This is a genomic window from Paraburkholderia sp. PGU19, assembly GCF_013426915.1.
GTDB lineage: Bacteria > Pseudomonadota > Gammaproteobacteria > Burkholderiales > Burkholderiaceae > Paraburkholderia.
This window is the reverse complement of sequence record NZ_AP023180.1, coordinates 560,379-578,132: the sequence shown is the minus strand read 5'-3', so window position 1 is coordinate 578,132 and position 17,754 is coordinate 560,379. Positions and strand designations below refer to the sequence as shown.

The following is a 17,754-nucleotide window of genomic DNA, read 5'->3' as shown; positions in this document are numbered from 1 at the left end:
GCGTTCAAAGCCGTTTTAAACGGCAGTTTCGAGGCCTCTCAGGCCTCGCCCTTCTCGATCCGTTCCAGCCGGTAGCCATAGCCGTAAATTGGCATCAGACGATAACCGTTCTCGGGCCGCAGACCGAGCTTCGAGCGCAGCATCGACACGTGCGTGTCCATCGTGCGCGACGGAATCGCGGCAGCCTGTTTCCAGATCGCATCGAGGATATGCGAGCGCGACAGCGGCCGGCTCAGATGCTTGAACAACAACAGCGCGAGTTCGAACTCCTTGTGCGTCAGCGTGACGGCATTGCCGCGCACATGCACGCGCTTCGCGCCCGGCTCGAATTCATATTCGCCGAACACTTCCTTCTCTGCGACAGGCTCGCGATGAAACGCGCCACGCAACAGACCGCCGACCCGCGCCAGCAGCGCCGCTGCGCTCACCGGCTTGACGAGATGATCGTCAGCGTCGATCTCGCGATGCGCGGCATCGCTGGCGCGGGTCATGAACAGCACGGGCAAACGCTCCGTGAGATTCTGACGGATCCAGTGCAGCACTTCATCACCCGACAACCCCGGCGTATGGCGATCCAGCACGAGCAGATCGAATGGCTGACTGCGCAACTGTCCGACGAGTGCCCGGCCGTCATCGAATGCATGACATGTGTGTCCCGCCGCCGACAAGGTCCTGCACACGAAGTCGGCCTGCGCCTGAGTCTCCTCCAGAACTGCAATTCTCATAAAACCCCGCAACGCTAATTCGTTGTTTCCGTCCGACCGGGTAATCCTCGATGAAGGGATGACGACTCGCGAATATGAAATTTCAAATCCACATACGCCTTGTTCTTCAAGCCTTACACCGAATGCCAGCAAATTGCTTCAGATTGCCAGACAACGCCTCGATAGCCCGATATTGCTTTAATGCCTGCGCGCCTCATTGCGACAATGGAACAGCCACAATTAAACAGGCGCACAATCCACTTCTTTTGACCGCGCAGTACAAGCGGAATTTTTTCTTGCGTTTTGCTGCCCGCATCGCCCGCCGGGCGGGATAGCGCGCCACGCTGCAAGAGCATGACGCGATGCGCCTGCGGGACGTGCCCGGCACTTCTTTTTGCGGCTGGAAATGACTGGCGTACGACTGAAAGCTGATCGACAGATGATGCTGCCGGGACACGCTGACGCTACATCACAAACACCCGTTTTGTGTGTCTTATTCCACACATTGGAATAAAAGTTCGTGCCAGTATTCGTGCGATTTAACAATTCGAGCGTCGCCGCTGACGCATTCGATTTAAATCGGGGTGAAGATTATTAGAACGAATTGAATCAGTCAATTAATCTTGCCATTTTTATGTGGCAACGCAGTCATTTCGTTAAATCGGTCCGATGATACCGATAACGGACTTATCGGTGCCATATGCGCTATCCGTCGTCAAAGGCACTGCACTCAATTCGGTTAGCGGCCTTTGCCGCACTGCACTTTAGGGTTGCGAGCAGGCTTGCGAGGGCCACACTTCAGACGAAGCGGCCTTGCATCGTCCCGCATCCATCAATGGCGGGGGACGCAAGTCGTTCATGCGCGATTAGACGACTTCCTCATTTGTATCGTCCGAAGCGGGCGACGCGCAGATCACGTCGACGCCAGCGCCCGCCAGCACCCTGGACAGTCCCGCTGCGGGCGCCGCATCCGTGACCAGCGTGTCGAGGCCATCCGCGCCGAATACATGCACCAGCGCGCTATGGCCGAACTTCGTGTGATCGGCGGCGACGATGCGGCGCTCAGCTTGCGAGAACGCCGCGCGTGCAAGCGCGGCGTCGGTGGGCTGGGCGTCCATGAAGCGCCCTTTCGCGTCGATGGCCGTCACCGACACGATCGCGTGTCGCACATGGAATTGCCTGAAGAACGCGAGGGCGCTTTCGCCGACTGCGGACGCATCGTCCGCGCGCAACTCGCCGCCCGCCATCAGCACGCGGTTGTCGTTGCGCGGTGCAAGCAGCCGCGCGACCTCGGCCGAATTGGTCACGACCGTGAGGCGTGCGTGCGACTCGAGCGCCTGCGCGATGTGGACGCAAGTCGTGCCACCGTCGAGCATCAGCGAATCGCCGTCGCGGATCAGTTGCACAACGCGCGCTGCGATCGCGCGCTTGGCGTCGCGCTGTTCGACCATGCGGCGCCTGAACGGCGGCTCGTCCCGTTGCGCAGGCAGCATGATGCCGCCATGCACCTTGACGAGCAGTCCTTCGGCCACGAGCGGCTTGAGATCGCGGCGGATCGTTTCGTCGGATACCGCGAAGGTGTTGGCCAGATCGGTGATCGTGCAGGTCTGCTGCGCGCGGACGAGCCGCAGGATCTCGTTCTGTCGGTGAGTGGCGAACATCGTTGGCGGGGTCTGGAAATTGGCGCCAGTCTAGCAAACCTGCCCGCCCGGCTCCAATACGAATCCATGCAATTCCACATTCATCCTCACCGCCCGCCACCGCGTAGTTGTCGGGCAACGTTGCATTTCGAGGATTTTTGCGGCAAAGTACGCAGCAATGCATTCCCACAGATTTCCACTCATTTCCACACTCTTGCGCGAGCCTCCCCTCATGTCAACCCATCTTCCGACGCAGGCGCGCGTCGTCATCATCGGCGGCGGCATCATTGGATGCTCGGTCGCGTATCACCTCACGAAGCTCGGATGGACGGATGTCGTGCTGCTCGAACAGGGCCAGTTGTCGTGCGGCACGACATGGCACGCGGCCGGTCTCGTCGGCCAGTTGCGCGCGCAGGAGAGCATGACGAAGCTGATCCGCTACTCGACAGCGCTCTACGCCGAACTCGAAACCGACACGGGTCTCGCGACGGGCTGGAAGCAATGCGGCTCGCTGTCCGTCGCGCGCACGGCCGAACGCATGACCCAACTCAAACGCACGGCGGCCGTCGCGCGCGCCTATGGCGTGATCTGCGAGGTGATCGGCCCGAAGGAAGCCGGCGAACTATGGCCGCCCATGCGCACCGACGACCTGCACGGCGCAGTCTGGCTGCCCGGCGACGGCAAGGCGAACCCGACCGATCTGACGCAGGCGCTCGCGCGAGGCGCCCGTCAGCGTGGCGCGCGCATCGCCGAGAACACGCGTGTTACTGCGATCCATACGCGGCCTGCATCGAAGGGCCGCGAAGCGAGCGGCATCGCATGGCGCGACAAGGAAGGCAACGAAGGCACGATCACGGCGGAAATCGTCGTCAATTGCGCGGGGCAATGGGCAAAGAGCGTCGGCCGTCTATGTGGCGTCACGGTGCCGCTGCATTCGGCCGAGCACTACTACATCGTCACGGAGCGCATTGCAGGCGTGCATCCCGATCTGCCCGTGATGCGCGACCCTGACGGCTACATCTATTTCAAGGAAGAAGTGGGTGGGCTCGTGATGGGTGGCTTCGAACCGGACGCGAAACCGTGGGGCATGAACGGCATCCCCGAGAACTTCGAGTTCCAGCTACTGCCCGACGACTGGGATCAATTCCAGATCCTGATGGAGAACGCGCTGCAACGCGTGCCTGCGCTAGAAACGGCACAGGTGCGCCAGTTCTACAACGGCCCGAATCGTTCACGCCCGACAACAACTTCATGCTGGGCGAAGCGCCCGAGTTGCGCAACTTCTATGTCGGCGCGGGCTTCAACTCGATGGGCATTGCGTCGGCGGGTGGCGCGGGCATGGCGCTCGCCGAGTGGATCGTCGCGGGCGAGCCGACGATGGACCTGTGGCCTGTGGACATTCGCCGCTTCGCGCGCTTCAACGGCAACGACACCTGGCTGCACGACCGCGTGAAGGAAACGCTCGGCCTGCACTACGCGATGCCCTGGCCGAACCGCGAACTCGATAGCGCGCGGCCGTTTCGCCGCTCGCCGCTCTATGCGCTGCTGCGCGACGAAGGCGCGTGTTTCGGCAGCAAGATGGGTTGGGAGCGTCCGAACTTCTTCGCGCCTTCGTTAGAAGAGGCACGCATCGACTATGCGTTCGGCCAGCAGAACTGGCTGCCGTGGAGCGGCGAAGAACATCGCGCGTGCCGCGAAGGCGTCGCGCTGTTCGATATGACGTCGTTCTCCAAATTTCTCATCAAGGGACGCGACTCGGAAGCCGTGTTGCAACGGATCGTCGCGAACGATGTCGCGGTGCCCGTTGGCACGGCCGTCTATACCGGCATGCTCAACGAGCGCGGCGGCTACGAGTCGGACTTCACGCTCACGCGTCTCGCCGACGATCAATACCTGCTCGTCACGGGGTCCGCGCAGACCACGCGCGATTTCGACACGCTCGACAAGCGCATTCCACACGATAGCCGTTGCATGCTCGTCGACGTGACGAGCCAGTACGCGGTGCTCGCGGTGATGGGGCCGCGTGCGCGCGATCTGCTCATGAGCGTGTCGAAGGCCGACTGGAGCAACGAAGGCTTTGCGTTCGCACAGAGCCGCGAAGTGGATATCGGCTATGCAACCGTGCGCGCGACGCGCATCTCGTATGTCGGCGAACTGGGCTGGGAACTGTATGTGCCCGTCGAGTTCGCGGTCGGCGTCTACGAAACGTTGCATGCAGCAGGGAAGCGTTTCGGCCTTAAAAACGCGGGGTATTACGCGCTCGAATCGCTGCGGATCGAGAAAGGCTATCGCGCGTGGGGACGCGAGTTGTCGCCGGATACCCATCCGTTCGAAGCGGGCCTCGCGTTCGCCTGCAAGCTCGACAAGGACATGCCGTTCATCGGCCGCGATTCGCTCGTGAGGCTACGCGATGAGCCGCTGCAACGACGCCTCGTCGTCTTCACCGCCGATGGCGCGAGCGATCGCATGCTATGGGGCGGCGAAGCAATCCTGCGCGATGGCAAGGCAGTCGGCTTCGTGAGCTCGGCGGCGTTCGGGCATACGCTCGGCTGTCCCGTCGCGATGGGCTATGTGAAACGCGACGACGGCACCCCGCTCGACCAGGCCTGGCTCACGGGTGGCCGCTATCAGATCGACGTCGCCGGCGATCTGCTGCCCGCGACGCTGCATCTGAAAGCGCCCTACGATCCCGCTTCCGCCAGGATCAAAAGCTGACGCGCACGCTAGCGCGTAACGATCAACCGCAGCGCATCGTTGCGCGCGATATCGCGCGGTGTCACGCCGAGCAGCCGCTTCATCCAGTGCGCCATGTGGCTCTGATGAGCGAAGCCGACTTCGAGCGCGACCTGGCTCGCGCTCAACTGCCCCTGCAGCAACAGCACCTTTGCACGCTCGACACGCCGCTGCACCACATGCCGATGCACGGGCACGCCCATCGTCTCGCGAAACAGCACCTTGAAATGCGGCACGCTCAACTCGACGAGCGCGGCCAGTTCGCTCAGTGTCAGGCGTTCGTCGAGATGCGCCTCGATATAGTCGATCACGCGCGCCGCCGCGCGCGGCGACAGCGTGCGTTTCTTGTCGTCGTATGAAATCGACGCACCCGCGAGCCGTACGATCATCGCGGTGCACAGGCTTTCGGCGTAGAGCGGATCGGATGCGTCCTCGGCTTCGAGTTCCGCGCGCATCGCCCACGCCAGATGCTGGAAGCGCGCGTCGCGCAACTGGAACTGCGGGCGGATCTGCGCATCGGTGGCGCGCAGGCCGAGCTGATCGAAGGTATTGCGCACGAAATCTTCGGCGAACCAGATGCGCAGGATCGTGCAGTTGTCATCGTCGGACCATTCGCCGTCAAGGCCCGCCGGAATCACGTCGGCGTCGCCGTGCGCCTGGATGCGCGACGCACGCTGCCCGTTACATCGGCAGACCGCTCGCACGGGCGCGCCGACATGCACGCCGACACGATGTTGCGCGATCGCCGGAATGCGATGCGCGCCCGCCGGGACGCCGAGCATTTCCGCGCCAAAACCCGACCAGCCGAGCGACGCGCTCGACAGCAGGCTCTCGCGCCCGCCCGAGTGCGGCACCAACGCAGGGTGGACTGCATTCATCGCTTGCACCTCGTTCCGTCCTCTGATTGCCGCATTGTGCTGCGTTTTGCGCTTGCGTGCTGGCCGTTGTACCGGGCACGGCTGCCCGCGCAGATCGTCATCCGGATCTGCTGCCCGACATCCTTCCATGCGCGATTCCGGACGCGCCGCCGCGTACGCTTGTCTCCCATGAAACCAGTGGAGATAGACGATGTATGTGATTTTTGGCTCAACGGGCAAGGTAGGACGTTCGGCAGCGGCGGCGCTCAGACATGACGGGCACGCCGTGCGCGCCGTCGTGCGAAGCCCGGCGCAAGGCGAAATGCTGGCGCGCATCGGCTGCGAAATCGTCACCGGCGATCTCGACGACGAAGCATCGATTCACCGCGCGCTCGACGGCGCGCAGGCCGTGCAGATGCTGTGCCCGTTGCCGCATCGCGACCCCGACCCCGCAAGCGCGATGCGTCGCATGATCGATACGGCCGCGCGTGCGCTGCGCGCGCATCCGCATCTGCATGTCGTCGCGCTGTCCGACTATGGCGCAGAACTGGATGCCGACACGGGCATCACGATGCTGTTTCATCACCTCGAAGCGGCGTTCAGAGAGGTTGCGCCGCGTCTCACGCTGCTACGCTCGGCGGAACACGTGCAGAACTGGGCGCGCGTGGTGCCTGTCGCGCTCGCAACGGGCCGGCTGCCGAGTCTGCATCATCCTCTCGACAGGTCGTTTCCGACGGTGTCCGCGCATGACGTTGGCAACGTTGCCGCGCGCTTGCTGAGTGAGGGGTTGGATGACAAGGGAGTACGAATCGTGAGCGTGGAAGGTCCGCGCCGCTACGACGCAAACGATGTGGCACGCGCGCTCGGCGACGCAAGCGGACGCGATATCGTCGCGCATGCGCTGCCGCGCGACGAATGGACGGCGACAATGCTACGCGCCGGCCTCAACGCGAATCACGCGAAGCTGATCGTCGACCTGTACGACGCGCAGAACACGGGGCGAATCGATGTCGAAGCGGGTACTGAGCGGCGCTTCGGCACGACCGAATTACGCGACGTCATTGCAGCGCTCGTGTCGACGATCAACGCGTGACGGGAGCATCGCATGCAGTGCTGCCCTTTGATACGCACTTTGGAGCACCGTCACGCGCACCATCCAGACCCGACCAAGACGCTTTACAGGCTAGCGACAACACTCGCCGCGCGACTCGGCTGGCATCGACTGGAGCAACTGCTGAGCGCGATCCCCGACAGCAACGACGACTTCACGATCTTCTGACGCCGTAAAGCAAATGGCCTCGCGTTTTCGCGAGGCCATTGCACATTGCTTACATCGCTCAGCGATGTCCGGGCGACAGACGTCACTCGTTCTCTTCGAAGTAATGCCCGAACTTCACCTGCTTGGTGCGGATATAGCGCTCGTTCTCTTCGCGCATCGGAATGGCGAGTGCGACACGTTCGCAAACGGGAATGCCGTGCTTCGACAGCGAGTCGAATTTCTTCGGGTTGTTGCTCATCAGACGCACCGACGTCACCTTCAGCAGGCGCAGAATGGCGGCCGCCGAATCGTACTCGCGTGAATCGTCGGGCAGACCGAGATCGAGATTCGCCTCGACGGTGTCGCGGCCCTGCTGCTGCAGCGCATACGCGCGGATCTTGTTCGACAGGCCGATTCCGCGCCCTTCGTGGCCACGCAGATACAGCAGCACGCCACAGCCCTCCGCCGCGATATAGCGCAGCGCGAGGTCCAGTTGCTCGCCGCAGTCGCAACGGTATGAACCGAGCACGTCGCCCGTCAGACACTCCGAATGCAGGCGCGTGAGCACCGACTGTTTATTCTCGACATCGCCCATCACGAGCGCGAAATGCTCGGCGCCCGAGTCGTTCACGCGGAACACATAGGATTCGAAGGTGCCATAGCGGGTGGGAAGCGTGGCGCAAGCGTCGAGCGTGACGCATTCGCCGGTGATTGCGCCGTCAGCGAGCGACGGATCGTGAGACATGGGCATGGCGTTAGCGGAATTGCGGACATGAACCCGTGAACTACCGGGGATAAAGTATAGAAGCGGAGTTTACCGCTAAACGCCGAATTGTACCTGGCAGCCGCTCTGCGATGGTGCGCGGGCGGCAATCCGGACCATAGCGGCGGACCATCGCGGTGCATCACTCGCGTATGCATGACGAGAAACGCAGCATGCTCATTTCCGCAAATCGCATGACATGCGTGATGGTTCCCACGAAACCAGGCGAAGCGAGCGTCGCCGCGCGCGTTGTCGACGCCTATACTTGACTTGCGCCTGTTCTGCGCTTGACGTGCCTCTCCTTCACCCCAGCGCGCCGTGGCCAGGCGTGCTGCACTGCAAACGGAGCCGCTCCATGACTAGCGTTGCACAAGTCCTCAAATCGAAGCCGACTCAAGAGGTCTACACGATCGAGGCATCCGATTCCGTCTACAACGCCATCAAGCTGATGGCCGACAAGCAGATCGGTGCATTGATCGTCAAGGAAAACGGGGGGATCGCGGGGATCGTCACCGAACGCGACTATGCGCGCAAGATTGTGCTGATGGACCGCTCGTCGAAGACGACGCCCGTGCGCGACATCATGAGCAGCGCCGTGCGCTTCGTGCGCCCGGACCAGACCACGGACGAATGCATGGCGTTGATGACTGAGCGCCGCATGCGTCACCTGCCCGTCCTGGACAACGACCAGTTGATCGGCATGGTGTCGATCGGCGACCTCGTGAAAACCATCATCGCCGAGCAGCAGTTCACCATCCAGCAGCTCGAACACTACATCCATAGCAGCTGAGCGTCGTGCCGCTGCGATGTCGTTTCCGCCGCTTCGACTGCGGCGCGCCCTGCTACGCCTGCCGCGCAAGCCAGCAAAAAAAGCCCAATCCGCGAGGTTGGGCGAAGCCACCTTTCGGCGGCGGAGGTTCATGCTTTCTTTGATGGCGGTGCGGCGACCTTGTCCGGTCTACGCCGCGCCGCCGCCGGTATTCTGGTTGCGCGCTTCATATCTGCATCGAAGGCGCGCGCGCCGGACCGTGAACACTGCGGCCCGGCTGCTACTCCGGAATCAATGACCGAAGTAGACGTCTTGCGCCGGGTTCAGCGTCTTCGCTGCGCCCGATTGCGACGAACCGTTCGTCGATGCACCGTAGCCGGTATCGGCGACAGGTGCTCGCGCTACTGCGACGTTTTGCGCCTGAACGCGGGATTCGGCAGCCTGGATGTCGGCCGGATAGGTCGAATCGACAGCCGTTGCCGGGTTGTAGCCTGCCTTCTCCAGCTGGACCAGTTCGGCGCGGACTTGCGCGCGGGTCACGGGCTGGTTCGACTGGGCGAACGAGACGGCGGGGATAGCGAGAACAGCAGCGATGGCGACAGCCTTGATCGGCGATTTCATGGTAACGACCTCCGAGAGTTGTTTTGTCAGCCGCTTCACACAATCGTGTGTGAAGCCAGTGAGAGCAGTGTAGCCATCGGCACACCAAGGGAAAACCCCTATTCCGGAGATACTTAATTGCGCTGAATGAAAGAGTCGAGGCGCTTTGCAAGCGGGATGTCAATTGGAACGGGGCAAGACGTAATAATGTCGGGAGGGATCGGCGTATCTCACTATGTGGCAAACGCAATGAATGCCACACGTATGGACGGGTTCGACGCGTTGCCCATGCCACGTCACGCGGACGGCGGCCCCTGATCGGGCGGCAGAGCCTCAGCCGACAGCAACTTACGCGGCCCGCTGACAAACGGACTGCCGGGCACATAGAAGCGCAGCAGCCGATGCATCTCCCGCGCGATCCCGATGCGCGTCGTCACCGCGACCGGCGTGCGCGCCTTGCCCGCCTCGCCTAGCCATAGTCCGCGCCCGGTGCAAAGGTCGGCACCGTCGAAGCTGAGATCGATGCCGAGCGCGAGCGCCAGCCGCCCCGGGCCGCGCGCGAGATCGCGCAGCTTCGCGTCCGTTCGGCGCGCCTGCATCCATTCGATGCCCGCCACCGGCTCCAGCGCGCGAATCAATACGGCCGCGCCCGTGCCTTCCGGCTCGCTGACCACGTTGATCACGTTGTAGGTGCCGTACGTGAGGCGCACATAAGCATGGCCGTGTTCAAGGAACATCGAGCCGTTGTACGCCCGCCGCCCCGAATACGCATGATTGGTCGAATCACCGACGGGATACGCCTCCGTCTCGACGATCCGCCCCGCAGCCCGCCCTTCGGCCAGGTCGCGGACCAGGTATTTACCCAACAGGAAGCGCGCGAGGTCAACCGTATCGATGGGCAGATCGTTGCGGTGTAGAGGAACGAAGGAAACCGTCGTCTTGGTCATGCGATGATGCGCCGGGAAGATAGGAGGACGTCCACGTGAGCCACGCAGTTTGCAGCATGATGACGCGCGGCGCGGTTCGATGCACGGCGCAAGACGAATGGCACGAGCGGCATCGATCCGTTGTAGCAATGCCGCATCCGGACGACCCTTATCTTCACTATGGAACCAATTGAGGTATCGTTACTGTCCGGCTAGCCGCATCGGCGACTTGGGCAGGCCCGTCCGGTCGGCCAGCCGCGCGGTGTATGGACGACCCGCAACCGTTTTCATCCCGAAGCAAAAGAAGTGGTAGTGCAGTGGTATCACGCGTGAAGCGCCCGCTTGCCGGGCGCGTTTCAGGCGCGACACCGTCGCAAATCATGACAACAGGAGAAAGTGAATGAAGGCGATTCAGGCAATCAAGATGGCAGCTGGCGCATTCGTGGTGCTCGCATCGATCAACGCATACGCTCAGGCAAGCGATGCCGACATGACCGCTCAGCCGAGCGCCAAGCAGACCGCGAAGGCAGCCAAGTCGGCTGACCGCGCGCTGGCGCGCAAGGTTCGTGGCGCACTCGCGAAGGCAAAGGACCTCAGCGTTGCCAACATCACGGTTCGCGCACGTAGCGGCGCTGTGACGCTGCAGGGCTCGGTGCCGGAGCAGCCACAAGTCGACAAGGCGACGGAAGTCGCACAAGGCGTGGCAGGCGTGACTTCGGTGAAGAACGCGCTGACGATCCGCCCGGTCGGCCAGTAAACCTCGCATCGCCTGCTGGCGCCCGCATAGGGGCGCCCGGTTGGACAACGCACCGCTCTTCGTCGTGAAGAGCGGTGTTTTTCTTTGTGGCGCGCATTTTTGTCGCTCCGTCACACCGCCCGCATGACCGGCTGGTTTAATCTCACGGCTATGCGAGCCGCCCGTCAGCCGATGTAGCGGCGTTCTGTCGCGAACAACACACCAACAACAGACCGGACTGAACACATGGCATCCACATCGCCCGTATTGCCCCGCTGGACGATCGCAGCGCCCTTCATTGCGTGGATCGTGCTGGGCGCCGCCTACGCGCTGCCGGCAACGGCCTGCTGACTGCCCTCGCCGCGCTCGCGCTGGCGGGCTCGGTGTTCGCGGGCGTCCATCACGCGGAAGTGGTCGCGCATCGCGTCGGCGAGCCGTTCGGCACGCTGGTGCTGGCCGTGGCCGTGACGGTGATCGAAGTGGCGCTGATCGTATCGGTGATGCTGTCGGCGGGGGCGGAAAAGGCGGGGCTGGCGCGCGACACCGTGTTCGCCGCCGTCATGATCGTGTGCAACGGGATCGTCGGGATCTGCCTGCTGGTGGGCGGATTGCGCCATCGCGAGCAGGACTTCCAGATTCGCGGCGCGAGCGCGGCGCTGGCCGTGCTCGCGTCGCTGTCCGTGCTGTCGCTGGTGATGCCCAACTACACGAGCGTCAACCTCGGCCCCGCGCTCAGCGACTCGCAGCTGGCATTCGCAGGGGTGTCGTCGCTGGTGCTGTATGGCGTGTTCGTATTCGTGCAGACCGTGCGTCACCGCGATTATTTTCTCACCGACGCCCATACCGCCAACGAAGACGCGCACGCCGCCCCGCCCAGCTCGCGTGTCGCAATGACGAGCGGCGTGTTGCTGGTGGTGAGTCTCGTCGCCGTCGTGCTGCTCGCGAAGGTGCTGTCGCCCGTCGTCGAGCGCGCGGTGCTCGAAGCAGGCGCGCCCGCTGCCGTGGTCGGCATCGTGATCGCGGCGCTTGTGCTGCTGCCCGAAGGACTCGCCGCCGTGCGCGCGGCGCGCGCCGACCGTCTGCAGACCAGTCTCAACCTCGCGCTCGGCTCAGCGCTCGCGAGCATCGGCCTGACGATTCCGACCGTCGCGCTGGTCTTCATCTGGACGGGCCGCCCGCTCGTGCTTGGCATCGACGGCAAGGACACGGTGCTGCTCATACTGACGCTGCTGATCAGCACGCTGACGCTCGGCACCGGGCGCACGACGATCCTGCAAGGCGCCGTGCACCTGTCGCTGTTCGCCGCGTATCTGTTTCTCTCGTTCGCGCCCTGAGCGCCGCTTACTGCGCCCAGTGCCGGTCGATCCAGTCGCGAAACAGATTGACCTTCTGCTGATGCGCGACGCTGTCCGGGTACACGAAGTAGTAGCGCGCGCCCGTCGTGAGCACGGCCTCGAACGGCCTCACGAGCCGTTGCGCGGCCACGTCCTCGTCGATCAGCGCGAGATCGCTGATCGCCACGCCGAAGCCTTGCAGCGCCGCGTTGGTGGCGAGATCGAGCGTATCGAAGCTCGGACCGTGGTTCGCGTCGACATCGCGCGCTTCCACGTATTCGAGCCACATTTTCCAGTCGCGATGATCGCGTGTCGGGTGCAGCAACGTATGGCGCGAGAGATCAGCGGCCTTGCCAAGCGGCTTGTCGTGCAGCAACTGGGGCGCGCAGACGGGCGTGAGGCGCTCCTCGAACAGCGGCACCGCCTGCACGTCCGCGCCCGCTGACGTGCCGTAGACGATCGCGGCATCGAACGGCTCGACCTGGAAGTCGACGTCGTGCTGCCAGGTCGTCGTGATCTGCACGTGCAAGTCAGGATATTCAGCCTGGAACTGCATGATTTTGGGCAGTATCCAGCGCATCACGCAGGTCGGCACCTTGAGCGCGAGATCGGTGCGCTGGCGCGTGAGGCGCAGCGAAATCTCTTCGATGCGCGCAAAGCTCTCCTTGACGGCGGGCAGTAGCAGCTCGCCCTCCGCCGTCAGCGTGAGGCCTTTCGCGTGACGCTTGAAGAGCGGGAACTGATAGTAGTCCTCGAGCGCGAGAATCTGCCGGCTCACAGCGCCTTGTGTCAGGCACAGATGCTCGGCCGCGCGCGTGAAGCTGCGATGGCGCGCCACGGTCTCGAAGATCTGCAAAGCGTTCAGGGGCGGAAGTCGTCGCATGAGGGTCGTTCACATCAGGAAAATTCATCGCGCGTGCCGCCTGGTTGCGCGGTCACACGCGTGATAATCCCAAAGCATACGCGATCCAAAATTCCCCGGACCCTGCCGCCATGCGTCAGGCTCATGCGCGATCATTGCCGGGAGAACCCTTACGGCATGAGCGGAACGCATGGCTTCCATGCGCAGATTTCGGTTGTTCCAGGTTTTTTGCATACCTAGAGTGGCTTTCACCACTGTCTCAACATTCAAAAAAGGACGCACCATGACCACCGCCGCTCTCCTTCGCCGCCGCTTCAGCCATGCGTTCGCCTCGCTCGCCTTCGCGGGCGCCGCGCTGTCGGCGTTCGCGCCGCCCGCGCATGCGGACGCGCTCAACACGATCACGAAGGCGGGCGTCGTGCGCGTCGGCGTGTTCATGGACTATCCGCCGTTCGGCTCGATTGGCCCGGACATGAAACCGCAAGGCTATGACATCGACGTCGCGAACCTGATCGGCAAGTCGCTCGGCGTCAAGGTGGAACTGGTGGCCGTGACGGGCGACAACCGCATGGCCTATCTTGCCGACCACAAGGCGGACATGCTGCTCTCCGTCGGCCAGACGCCCGAGCGCGAGAAGGTGATCGATTTCTCGCAGCCTTACGCGCCCTACTACCTTGCCGTGTTCGGCCCGAAGTCGCTGAAGGTGAAGGACGCGAACGATCTCGCGGGCAAGAGCATTTCGGTCGCGCGCGGCACGCTGGAGGACCTGAGCGTGACGAAGATCGCGCCGCCGTCGGCGAACATCAAACGTTTCGACGATCCGAACGGCGCTATTTCTGCATTTCTTTCTGGTCAGGTACAGTTGATGGTCGTCGGTAACGATGTGGGCGCGACGATCCTCGCGCGCCATCCCGCCAATGACCCGGAGCAGAAGTTCTCGCTGTTCAGCTCGCCCGATCACGTCGGCCTGAACAAGAACGAGCCGCGCCTCCTGAAGAAAGTCGACGAGACCATCGCGCGTTCCCGCAAGGACGGCACGATGAACGCGATTTCGCAGAAGTGGCTGCGCGCGCCGCTGCCGGACAACCTCTAAGCCTTTTCTTTCTATCAGCCGATGTCACGATGAGCCGCATGCGATGAGTTATACGTTCGATTTCAGCAGTTTCGACATGTATGCGGGGATGCTCGTGCGTGGCGTCGGCGTGACGCTCGGGCTGACGGCCGTATCGACCGTGCTGGGCGGTCTGGTCGGGATCGGTGGCGCGGTGGTGGCCGCGTCCGGACCGAAATGGGCACGCGGGCTGATCGCGACTTACGTCGAGTTGATCCGCAATACACCGTTTCTGGTGCAACTGTTCTTCGTGTTCTTCGGGCTGCCTAGCCTCGGCATTCACATCGACGAAATCCAGGCCGCTATACTCGCGATGACGGTCAACCTCGGTGCGTACGCCATCGAAATCGTGCGTGCCGGTATCGACTCGATTCCGCGTGGACAGATCCAGGCGGCACAGGCGCTTGGGCTTCAGCAACGCCAGGTGTTTCGACATGTCGTGTTGCCGCAGGCGGTGGCCAATGTGTTTCCTGCGTTGTTGAGCCAGGTGTTGATCGTGATGCTTGGCTCGGCGGTCGTGTCGCAGATCTCGGTGCCGGATCTGACCTACGCGGCGAACTATATCCAGTCGCGCAACTTCCGTTCGTTCGAGGCTTACCTGATTATCACCGCGACGTATCTGGTGCTGTCGGTCGTATTGCGGCAAATGCTGAACCGGCTCGGCAAGGGTCTTTTCGCGGGACGTGCAGCGCGGTCGTCCGATGCTCCGCGTGGGTTGTTGCGCACGCTCTTTGCCATTCGCGGCGCACGCACCGCACCGACGACGGAGCGCTCGTCATGATTGAATTTACGCTTTGGGATATTGCGCGCAATCTGCTGCTCGCGGCGCGGTGGACGGTGTTGTTGTCGTTGATTGCGTTTGTGGGGGCGGGGTTGTTGGGTTGGTGTTGCTTGCCATGCGCGTGTCGCCTTTGCCCTGGCTTAGGCGTGTTGTCGTTTTGTATGTGGAGTTGTTTCAGGGCACGCCGCTGCTGATGCAGCTTTTCCTCGCGTTTTTTGGGTTGCCGTTGATGGGGGTTGATGTGTCGCCCTGGGTCGCGGCTACTGTTACTTTGACGCTTTATACGAGTGCGTATCTTGCGGATATCTGGCGTGGGTGTGTTGAGGCCGTGCCGCGTGGGCAGTGGGCCGCGGGTGCCAGTCTTGGGATGACGTTTTCTCAGCAGTTGCGGTTTATTGTCTGGCCGCAGGCCCTGAAGATTGCTGTTGCGCCTACTGTTGGGTTTCTGGTTCAAGTTGTTAAGAGCACTGCTCTCACTTCTATTATTGGGTTCACCGAACTCACCAAGACGGGGAACATGATTACTAATGCAGCCTTCCGGCCGTTTCCTATTTATGGCATGGTCGCGTTGCTGTACTTTGCTATGTGTTTTCCACTTACGTGGTATGCCCGGGTTTTGGAGCGTAGGCAGAAGATCGCGCAGCAACGGTAGGGGTTTGTTGGTCTGCGACTGCTGGTCGGTAGTTTTTGGGGCTTTCGCTGGCATCCGCGATTTGTTAGCTTGCTTCACGCGTCGCCCCTGTGCGGGGCGGCACCTACTTTTCTTTGCCGCCGCAAAGAAAAGTAGGCAAAAGAAAGCGGCTCACACCGCCAACATTTCTTCCTGCCTGAGGGCCCCAAAGGTTCTTACGCTTCACACGGCAATCACGTGACCGACGTTCGTTGCCAACGCTCATGCGACGCGCCTCACCCGCTTCACACACCCTCACTACAGCACGCCGTGCCAGATAGTCCACCGCCGCCCAGGTGGCAAAACGTGTGTCGGTTTCTTGTGCTCCACACGCCTCACACGGGACCGATAGCGCAGGCGTTCCACCCTGTAAGAGCGCTAACGCATACGACACGACAACCTACATACAGTTTGCCACCTGGGCGGCGCAAACCATTCGCTGCCGCTCGCACGTGTACGAGTGTTTGAAGCGGGTGAGGCGCTCATTCGAAGCGTCGGCAACACGCGCCAACAGAACCGTTGCCGTGTGAAGCGTAAGACCCTTTGGGGGCCCTCAGGCAAAAACAAAAGCTGGCGGTGTGAGCCGCTTTCTTTTGCCTACTTTTCTTTGAGGCGGCAAAGAAAAGTAGGTGCCGCCCCGCACAGGGGCGACGCTTGAAGCACGCTAACGAATCGCGGATGCCAGCGCAAACACAGCGCAAACCACAACAGCGTCGCAGACAAAAAACCCTTTACTGCGTAGCTTTCCGAACCTTAGCCACATCCCCCGCGCCGACAGCAGGCGCGCCATTATTCCATCCAGCCCGAACAAAAGTAAGCACATCAGCGATCTGCTGATCATTCAGCACAGGCCCATACCTGGGCATAGGATAAGCAGCAGGCACCCCACCAATCACAAGATCGCCAGTGCCATTAAGCGTGACATTGATCAACGAAGAAGCGTCCTTCTCGAGCACATTAGGATTCCCGGCCAGCGGCGCCAGCATAGGCGCGAACCCACGCCCATCCACCCCATGACAATGCATGCAGAACGCCGTATAAACCCGCGCACCGGCATCATTAGCAGGCCGCGTCAGCGAAACCTTAGTCGCCTTCGCGTCATACGCATAAACCGGCCCGCCTGAGCCGCCTGTCGCAGGCAGCGACTTCAGATACCGCGACATCGCAGCAACATCGACATCCGTCAGCGCCTGCGTACTGTTGTTGATGACATCCGTCATCGAACCAAACGCCGACGCATGCTGATTCGCACCCGTCTTCAAAAACTGCGCGACATCCGCCTCGGACCACCGCCCCAGACCAACGTTATGCTCACCCGTCAGATTCGACGCAAACCAGTTGTCGATCGGGCTGCCCGACAGATACAGAGCACCGCTTTCATCGAGTGCCTTCTCCTGAAACGCAATGCCGCGCGGCGTATGGCACGAGCCACAATGCCCAAGCCCCTGAATCAGATACGCACCGCGATTCCACGCGACATCCTTGCCCGTCTTGTCCCGGTACACGCCCTTCTCCAGAAAGACCATGTTCCAGAACTTCAGCGGCCAGCGCATGTTCAGCGGCCACTTGATGTCCGGCTCGCGGTTCGCCTGCTTGATGGGCGCCACGCCATGCATGAAATACGCGTAAAGCGCATGCATGTCGTCGTCATTGACTTTCGCGTACGACGGATACGGCATCGCCGGATACAGGTTGTGGCCATCCTTCGCGACGCCCTCGCGCATCGCGCGCTTGAAGTCGTCCTCGCTGTACTGGCCAATGCCCGTCTCCGGATCGGGCGTAATGTTAGTCGAGTAGATCGCGCCCATCGGCGTCATCATTTTCAGCCCGCCAGTGAATGGCTTGCCGTGCGGCGTAGAGTGACACGCGATACAGTCGCCCGCCTTCGCCAGGTATTCTCCACGTGTGACGAGCGCATCGTCGGCCGCGTGAGACAACGTGGGGAGCGCGAATGAAGCGGTAAATCCAGCAGCGAGCGCCAATGCCTTCAATGTCGTTTTCATCGTCGGC

15 protein-coding genes and 3 pseudogenes are annotated in these 17,754 nt (G+C 62.1%); 9 read left to right on the top strand and 9 right to left on the bottom strand.

All coding sequences use genetic code 11. From position 1 onward, the window contains the following. Positions 1–38: 38 nt before the first annotated feature. From H1204_RS20200 to H1204_RS20190, 3 genes are all read right to left on the bottom strand, one after another. Positions 39–725 carry a response regulator transcription factor gene (locus H1204_RS20200; protein WP_180732424.1) on the bottom strand — a complete coding sequence of 229 codons (687 nt, stop codon included), beginning with the start codon at positions 723–725 and terminating at the stop codon, positions 39–41. Between the two features lie 113 nt (positions 726–838). Next, entirely contained in the window at positions 839–1,060 is a 222-nt protein-coding gene (locus H1204_RS20195) for a hypothetical protein (protein ID WP_180732423.1), read from the bottom strand. Positions 1,061–1,570: 510 nt separating this feature from the next. Further along, positions 1,571–2,365 (bottom strand): DeoR/GlpR family DNA-binding transcription regulator, encoded by a 795-nt coding sequence (locus H1204_RS20190; protein ID WP_180732422.1) that lies wholly within the window; start codon positions 2,363–2,365, stop codon positions 1,571–1,573. A gap of 211 nt (positions 2,366–2,576) precedes the next feature. On the opposite strand from H1204_RS20190, the pseudogene H1204_RS20185 reads away from it, so the two are divergent. Continuing rightward, positions 2,577–5,059, top strand: a pseudogene (locus tag H1204_RS20185) (FAD-dependent oxidoreductase). A gap of 8 nt (positions 5,060–5,067) precedes the next feature. Here the strand turns inward: H1204_RS20185 and H1204_RS20180 are convergent. Beyond that, positions 5,068–5,955 (bottom strand): AraC family transcriptional regulator, encoded by an 888-nt coding sequence (locus H1204_RS20180; protein ID WP_180732421.1) that lies wholly within the window; start codon positions 5,953–5,955, stop codon positions 5,068–5,070. A gap of 190 nt (positions 5,956–6,145) precedes the next feature. Here H1204_RS20180 and H1204_RS20175 point away from each other — a divergent pair, with 190 nt between their 5' ends. After that, positions 6,146–7,027 carry an NAD(P)H-binding protein gene (locus H1204_RS20175; protein WP_180732420.1) on the top strand — a complete coding sequence of 294 codons (882 nt, stop codon included), beginning with the start codon at positions 6,146–6,148 and terminating at the stop codon, positions 7,025–7,027. A 12-nt stretch (positions 7,028–7,039) separates the two neighbouring features. Beyond that, positions 7,040–7,213, top strand: a complete 174-nt coding sequence (locus H1204_RS20170) for a hypothetical protein (protein ID WP_180730995.1) — start codon at positions 7,040–7,042, stop codon at positions 7,211–7,213. A gap of 82 nt (positions 7,214–7,295) precedes the next feature. Here H1204_RS20170 and ribA read toward each other — a convergent pair whose 3' ends face one another. Continuing rightward, complete coding sequence (gene ribA, locus H1204_RS20165) at positions 7,296–7,937, bottom strand: GTP cyclohydrolase II (protein ID WP_098021605.1); 642 nt, start codon at positions 7,935–7,937, stop codon at positions 7,296–7,298. A gap of 373 nt (positions 7,938–8,310) precedes the next feature. On the opposite strand from ribA, the gene H1204_RS20160 reads away from it, so the two are divergent. Then, positions 8,311–8,745, top strand: a complete 435-nt coding sequence (locus tag H1204_RS20160; protein WP_180732419.1) for a CBS domain-containing protein — start codon at positions 8,311–8,313, stop codon at positions 8,743–8,745. A gap of 270 nt (positions 8,746–9,015) precedes the next feature. Here H1204_RS20160 and H1204_RS20155 read toward each other — a convergent pair whose 3' ends face one another. Next, on the bottom strand, positions 9,016–9,345 hold the full coding sequence (locus tag H1204_RS20155) for a DUF4148 domain-containing protein (protein ID WP_180732418.1): 330 nt from the start codon (positions 9,343–9,345) through the stop codon (positions 9,016–9,018). Positions 9,346–9,620: 275 nt separating this feature from the next. Then, complete coding sequence (locus tag H1204_RS20150) at positions 9,621–10,271, bottom strand: DNA-3-methyladenine glycosylase (protein WP_180732417.1); 651 nt, start codon at positions 10,269–10,271, stop codon at positions 9,621–9,623. A gap of 379 nt (positions 10,272–10,650) precedes the next feature. On the opposite strand from H1204_RS20150, the gene H1204_RS20145 reads away from it, so the two are divergent. Further along, positions 10,651–11,007, top strand: coding sequence for a BON domain-containing protein (locus tag H1204_RS20145; RefSeq protein WP_042309209.1), 357 nt, complete (start codon positions 10,651–10,653; stop codon positions 11,005–11,007). A gap of 225 nt (positions 11,008–11,232) precedes the next feature. Continuing rightward, a pseudogene (locus H1204_RS20140) lies at positions 11,233–12,320 on the top strand (ionic transporter y4hA). 7 nt (positions 12,321–12,327) lie between these two features. On the opposite strand, the gene H1204_RS20135 reads toward H1204_RS20140, so the two are convergent. Continuing rightward, a complete protein-coding gene (locus H1204_RS20135; protein WP_060603100.1) occupies positions 12,328–13,203 on the bottom strand; it encodes a LysR substrate-binding domain-containing protein in 876 nt (291 codons plus the stop codon). Between the two features lie 262 nt (positions 13,204–13,465). On the opposite strand from H1204_RS20135, the gene H1204_RS20130 reads away from it, so the two are divergent. The 3 genes and pseudogenes from H1204_RS20130 to H1204_RS20120 all read left to right on the top strand — a co-directional run bounded on the left by H1204_RS20130 (position 13,466) and on the right by H1204_RS20120 (position 15,726). Next, positions 13,466–14,275 (top strand): transporter substrate-binding domain-containing protein, encoded by an 810-nt coding sequence (locus H1204_RS20130; RefSeq protein WP_180732416.1) that lies wholly within the window; start codon positions 13,466–13,468, stop codon positions 14,273–14,275. A gap of 43 nt (positions 14,276–14,318) precedes the next feature. Beyond that, complete coding sequence (locus tag H1204_RS20125; protein ID WP_180732415.1) at positions 14,319–15,074, top strand: amino acid ABC transporter permease; 756 nt, start codon at positions 14,319–14,321, stop codon at positions 15,072–15,074. Continuing rightward, positions 15,071–15,726 (top strand): annotated as a pseudogene (locus H1204_RS20120) (amino acid ABC transporter permease). The gene H1204_RS20125 and the pseudogene H1204_RS20120 overlap by 4 nt, the downstream one beginning before the upstream one ends. A gap of 749 nt (positions 15,727–16,475) precedes the next feature. On the opposite strand, the gene H1204_RS20115 reads toward H1204_RS20120, so the two are convergent. After that, positions 16,476–17,747: a cytochrome c gene (locus H1204_RS20115; protein ID WP_180732414.1), complete on the bottom strand. Its 1,272-nt coding sequence runs from the start codon at positions 17,745–17,747 to the stop codon at positions 16,476–16,478. Between the last annotated feature and the right edge of the window lie 7 nt (positions 17,748–17,754).

What these genes read in the sequence shown, in the direction of transcription:
- H1204_RS20125 (WP_180732415.1), top strand. Translation starts at nt 14,319, where the DNA reads ATGAGTTATACGTTCGATTTCAGCAGTTTCGACATGTATGCGGGGATG.
- H1204_RS20195 (WP_180732423.1), bottom strand. Translation starts at nt 1,060, where the DNA reads ATGCTCTTGCAGCGTGGCGCGCTATCCCGCCCGGCGGGCGATGCGGGC.
- H1204_RS20160 (WP_180732419.1), top strand. Translation starts at nt 8,311, where the DNA reads ATGACTAGCGTTGCACAAGTCCTCAAATCGAAGCCGACTCAAGAGGTC.
- H1204_RS20115 (WP_180732414.1), bottom strand. Translation starts at nt 17,747, where the DNA reads ATGAAAACGACATTGAAGGCATTGGCGCTCGCTGCTGGATTTACCGCT.
- H1204_RS20175 (WP_180732420.1), top strand. Translation starts at nt 6,146, where the DNA reads ATGTATGTGATTTTTGGCTCAACGGGCAAGGTAGGACGTTCGGCAGCG.
- H1204_RS20155 (WP_180732418.1), bottom strand. Translation starts at nt 9,345, where the DNA reads ATGAAATCGCCGATCAAGGCTGTCGCCATCGCTGCTGTTCTCGCTATC.
- H1204_RS20170 (WP_180730995.1), top strand. Translation starts at nt 7,040, where the DNA reads ATGCAGTGCTGCCCTTTGATACGCACTTTGGAGCACCGTCACGCGCAC.
- H1204_RS20190 (WP_180732422.1), bottom strand. Translation starts at nt 2,365, where the DNA reads ATGTTCGCCACTCACCGACAGAACGAGATCCTGCGGCTCGTCCGCGCG.
- H1204_RS20200 (WP_180732424.1), bottom strand. Translation starts at nt 725, where the DNA reads ATGAGAATTGCAGTTCTGGAGGAGACTCAGGCGCAGGCCGACTTCGTG.
- H1204_RS20145 (WP_042309209.1), top strand. Translation starts at nt 10,651, where the DNA reads ATGAAGGCGATTCAGGCAATCAAGATGGCAGCTGGCGCATTCGTGGTG.
- H1204_RS20150 (WP_180732417.1), bottom strand. Translation starts at nt 10,271, where the DNA reads ATGACCAAGACGACGGTTTCCTTCGTTCCTCTACACCGCAACGATCTG.
- ribA (WP_098021605.1), bottom strand. Translation starts at nt 7,937, where the DNA reads ATGTCTCACGATCCGTCGCTCGCTGACGGCGCAATCACCGGCGAATGC.
- H1204_RS20130 (WP_180732416.1), top strand. Translation starts at nt 13,466, where the DNA reads ATGACCACCGCCGCTCTCCTTCGCCGCCGCTTCAGCCATGCGTTCGCC.
- H1204_RS20135 (WP_060603100.1), bottom strand. Translation starts at nt 13,203, where the DNA reads ATGCGACGACTTCCGCCCCTGAACGCTTTGCAGATCTTCGAGACCGTG.
- H1204_RS20180 (WP_180732421.1), bottom strand. Translation starts at nt 5,955, where the DNA reads ATGAATGCAGTCCACCCTGCGTTGGTGCCGCACTCGGGCGGGCGCGAG.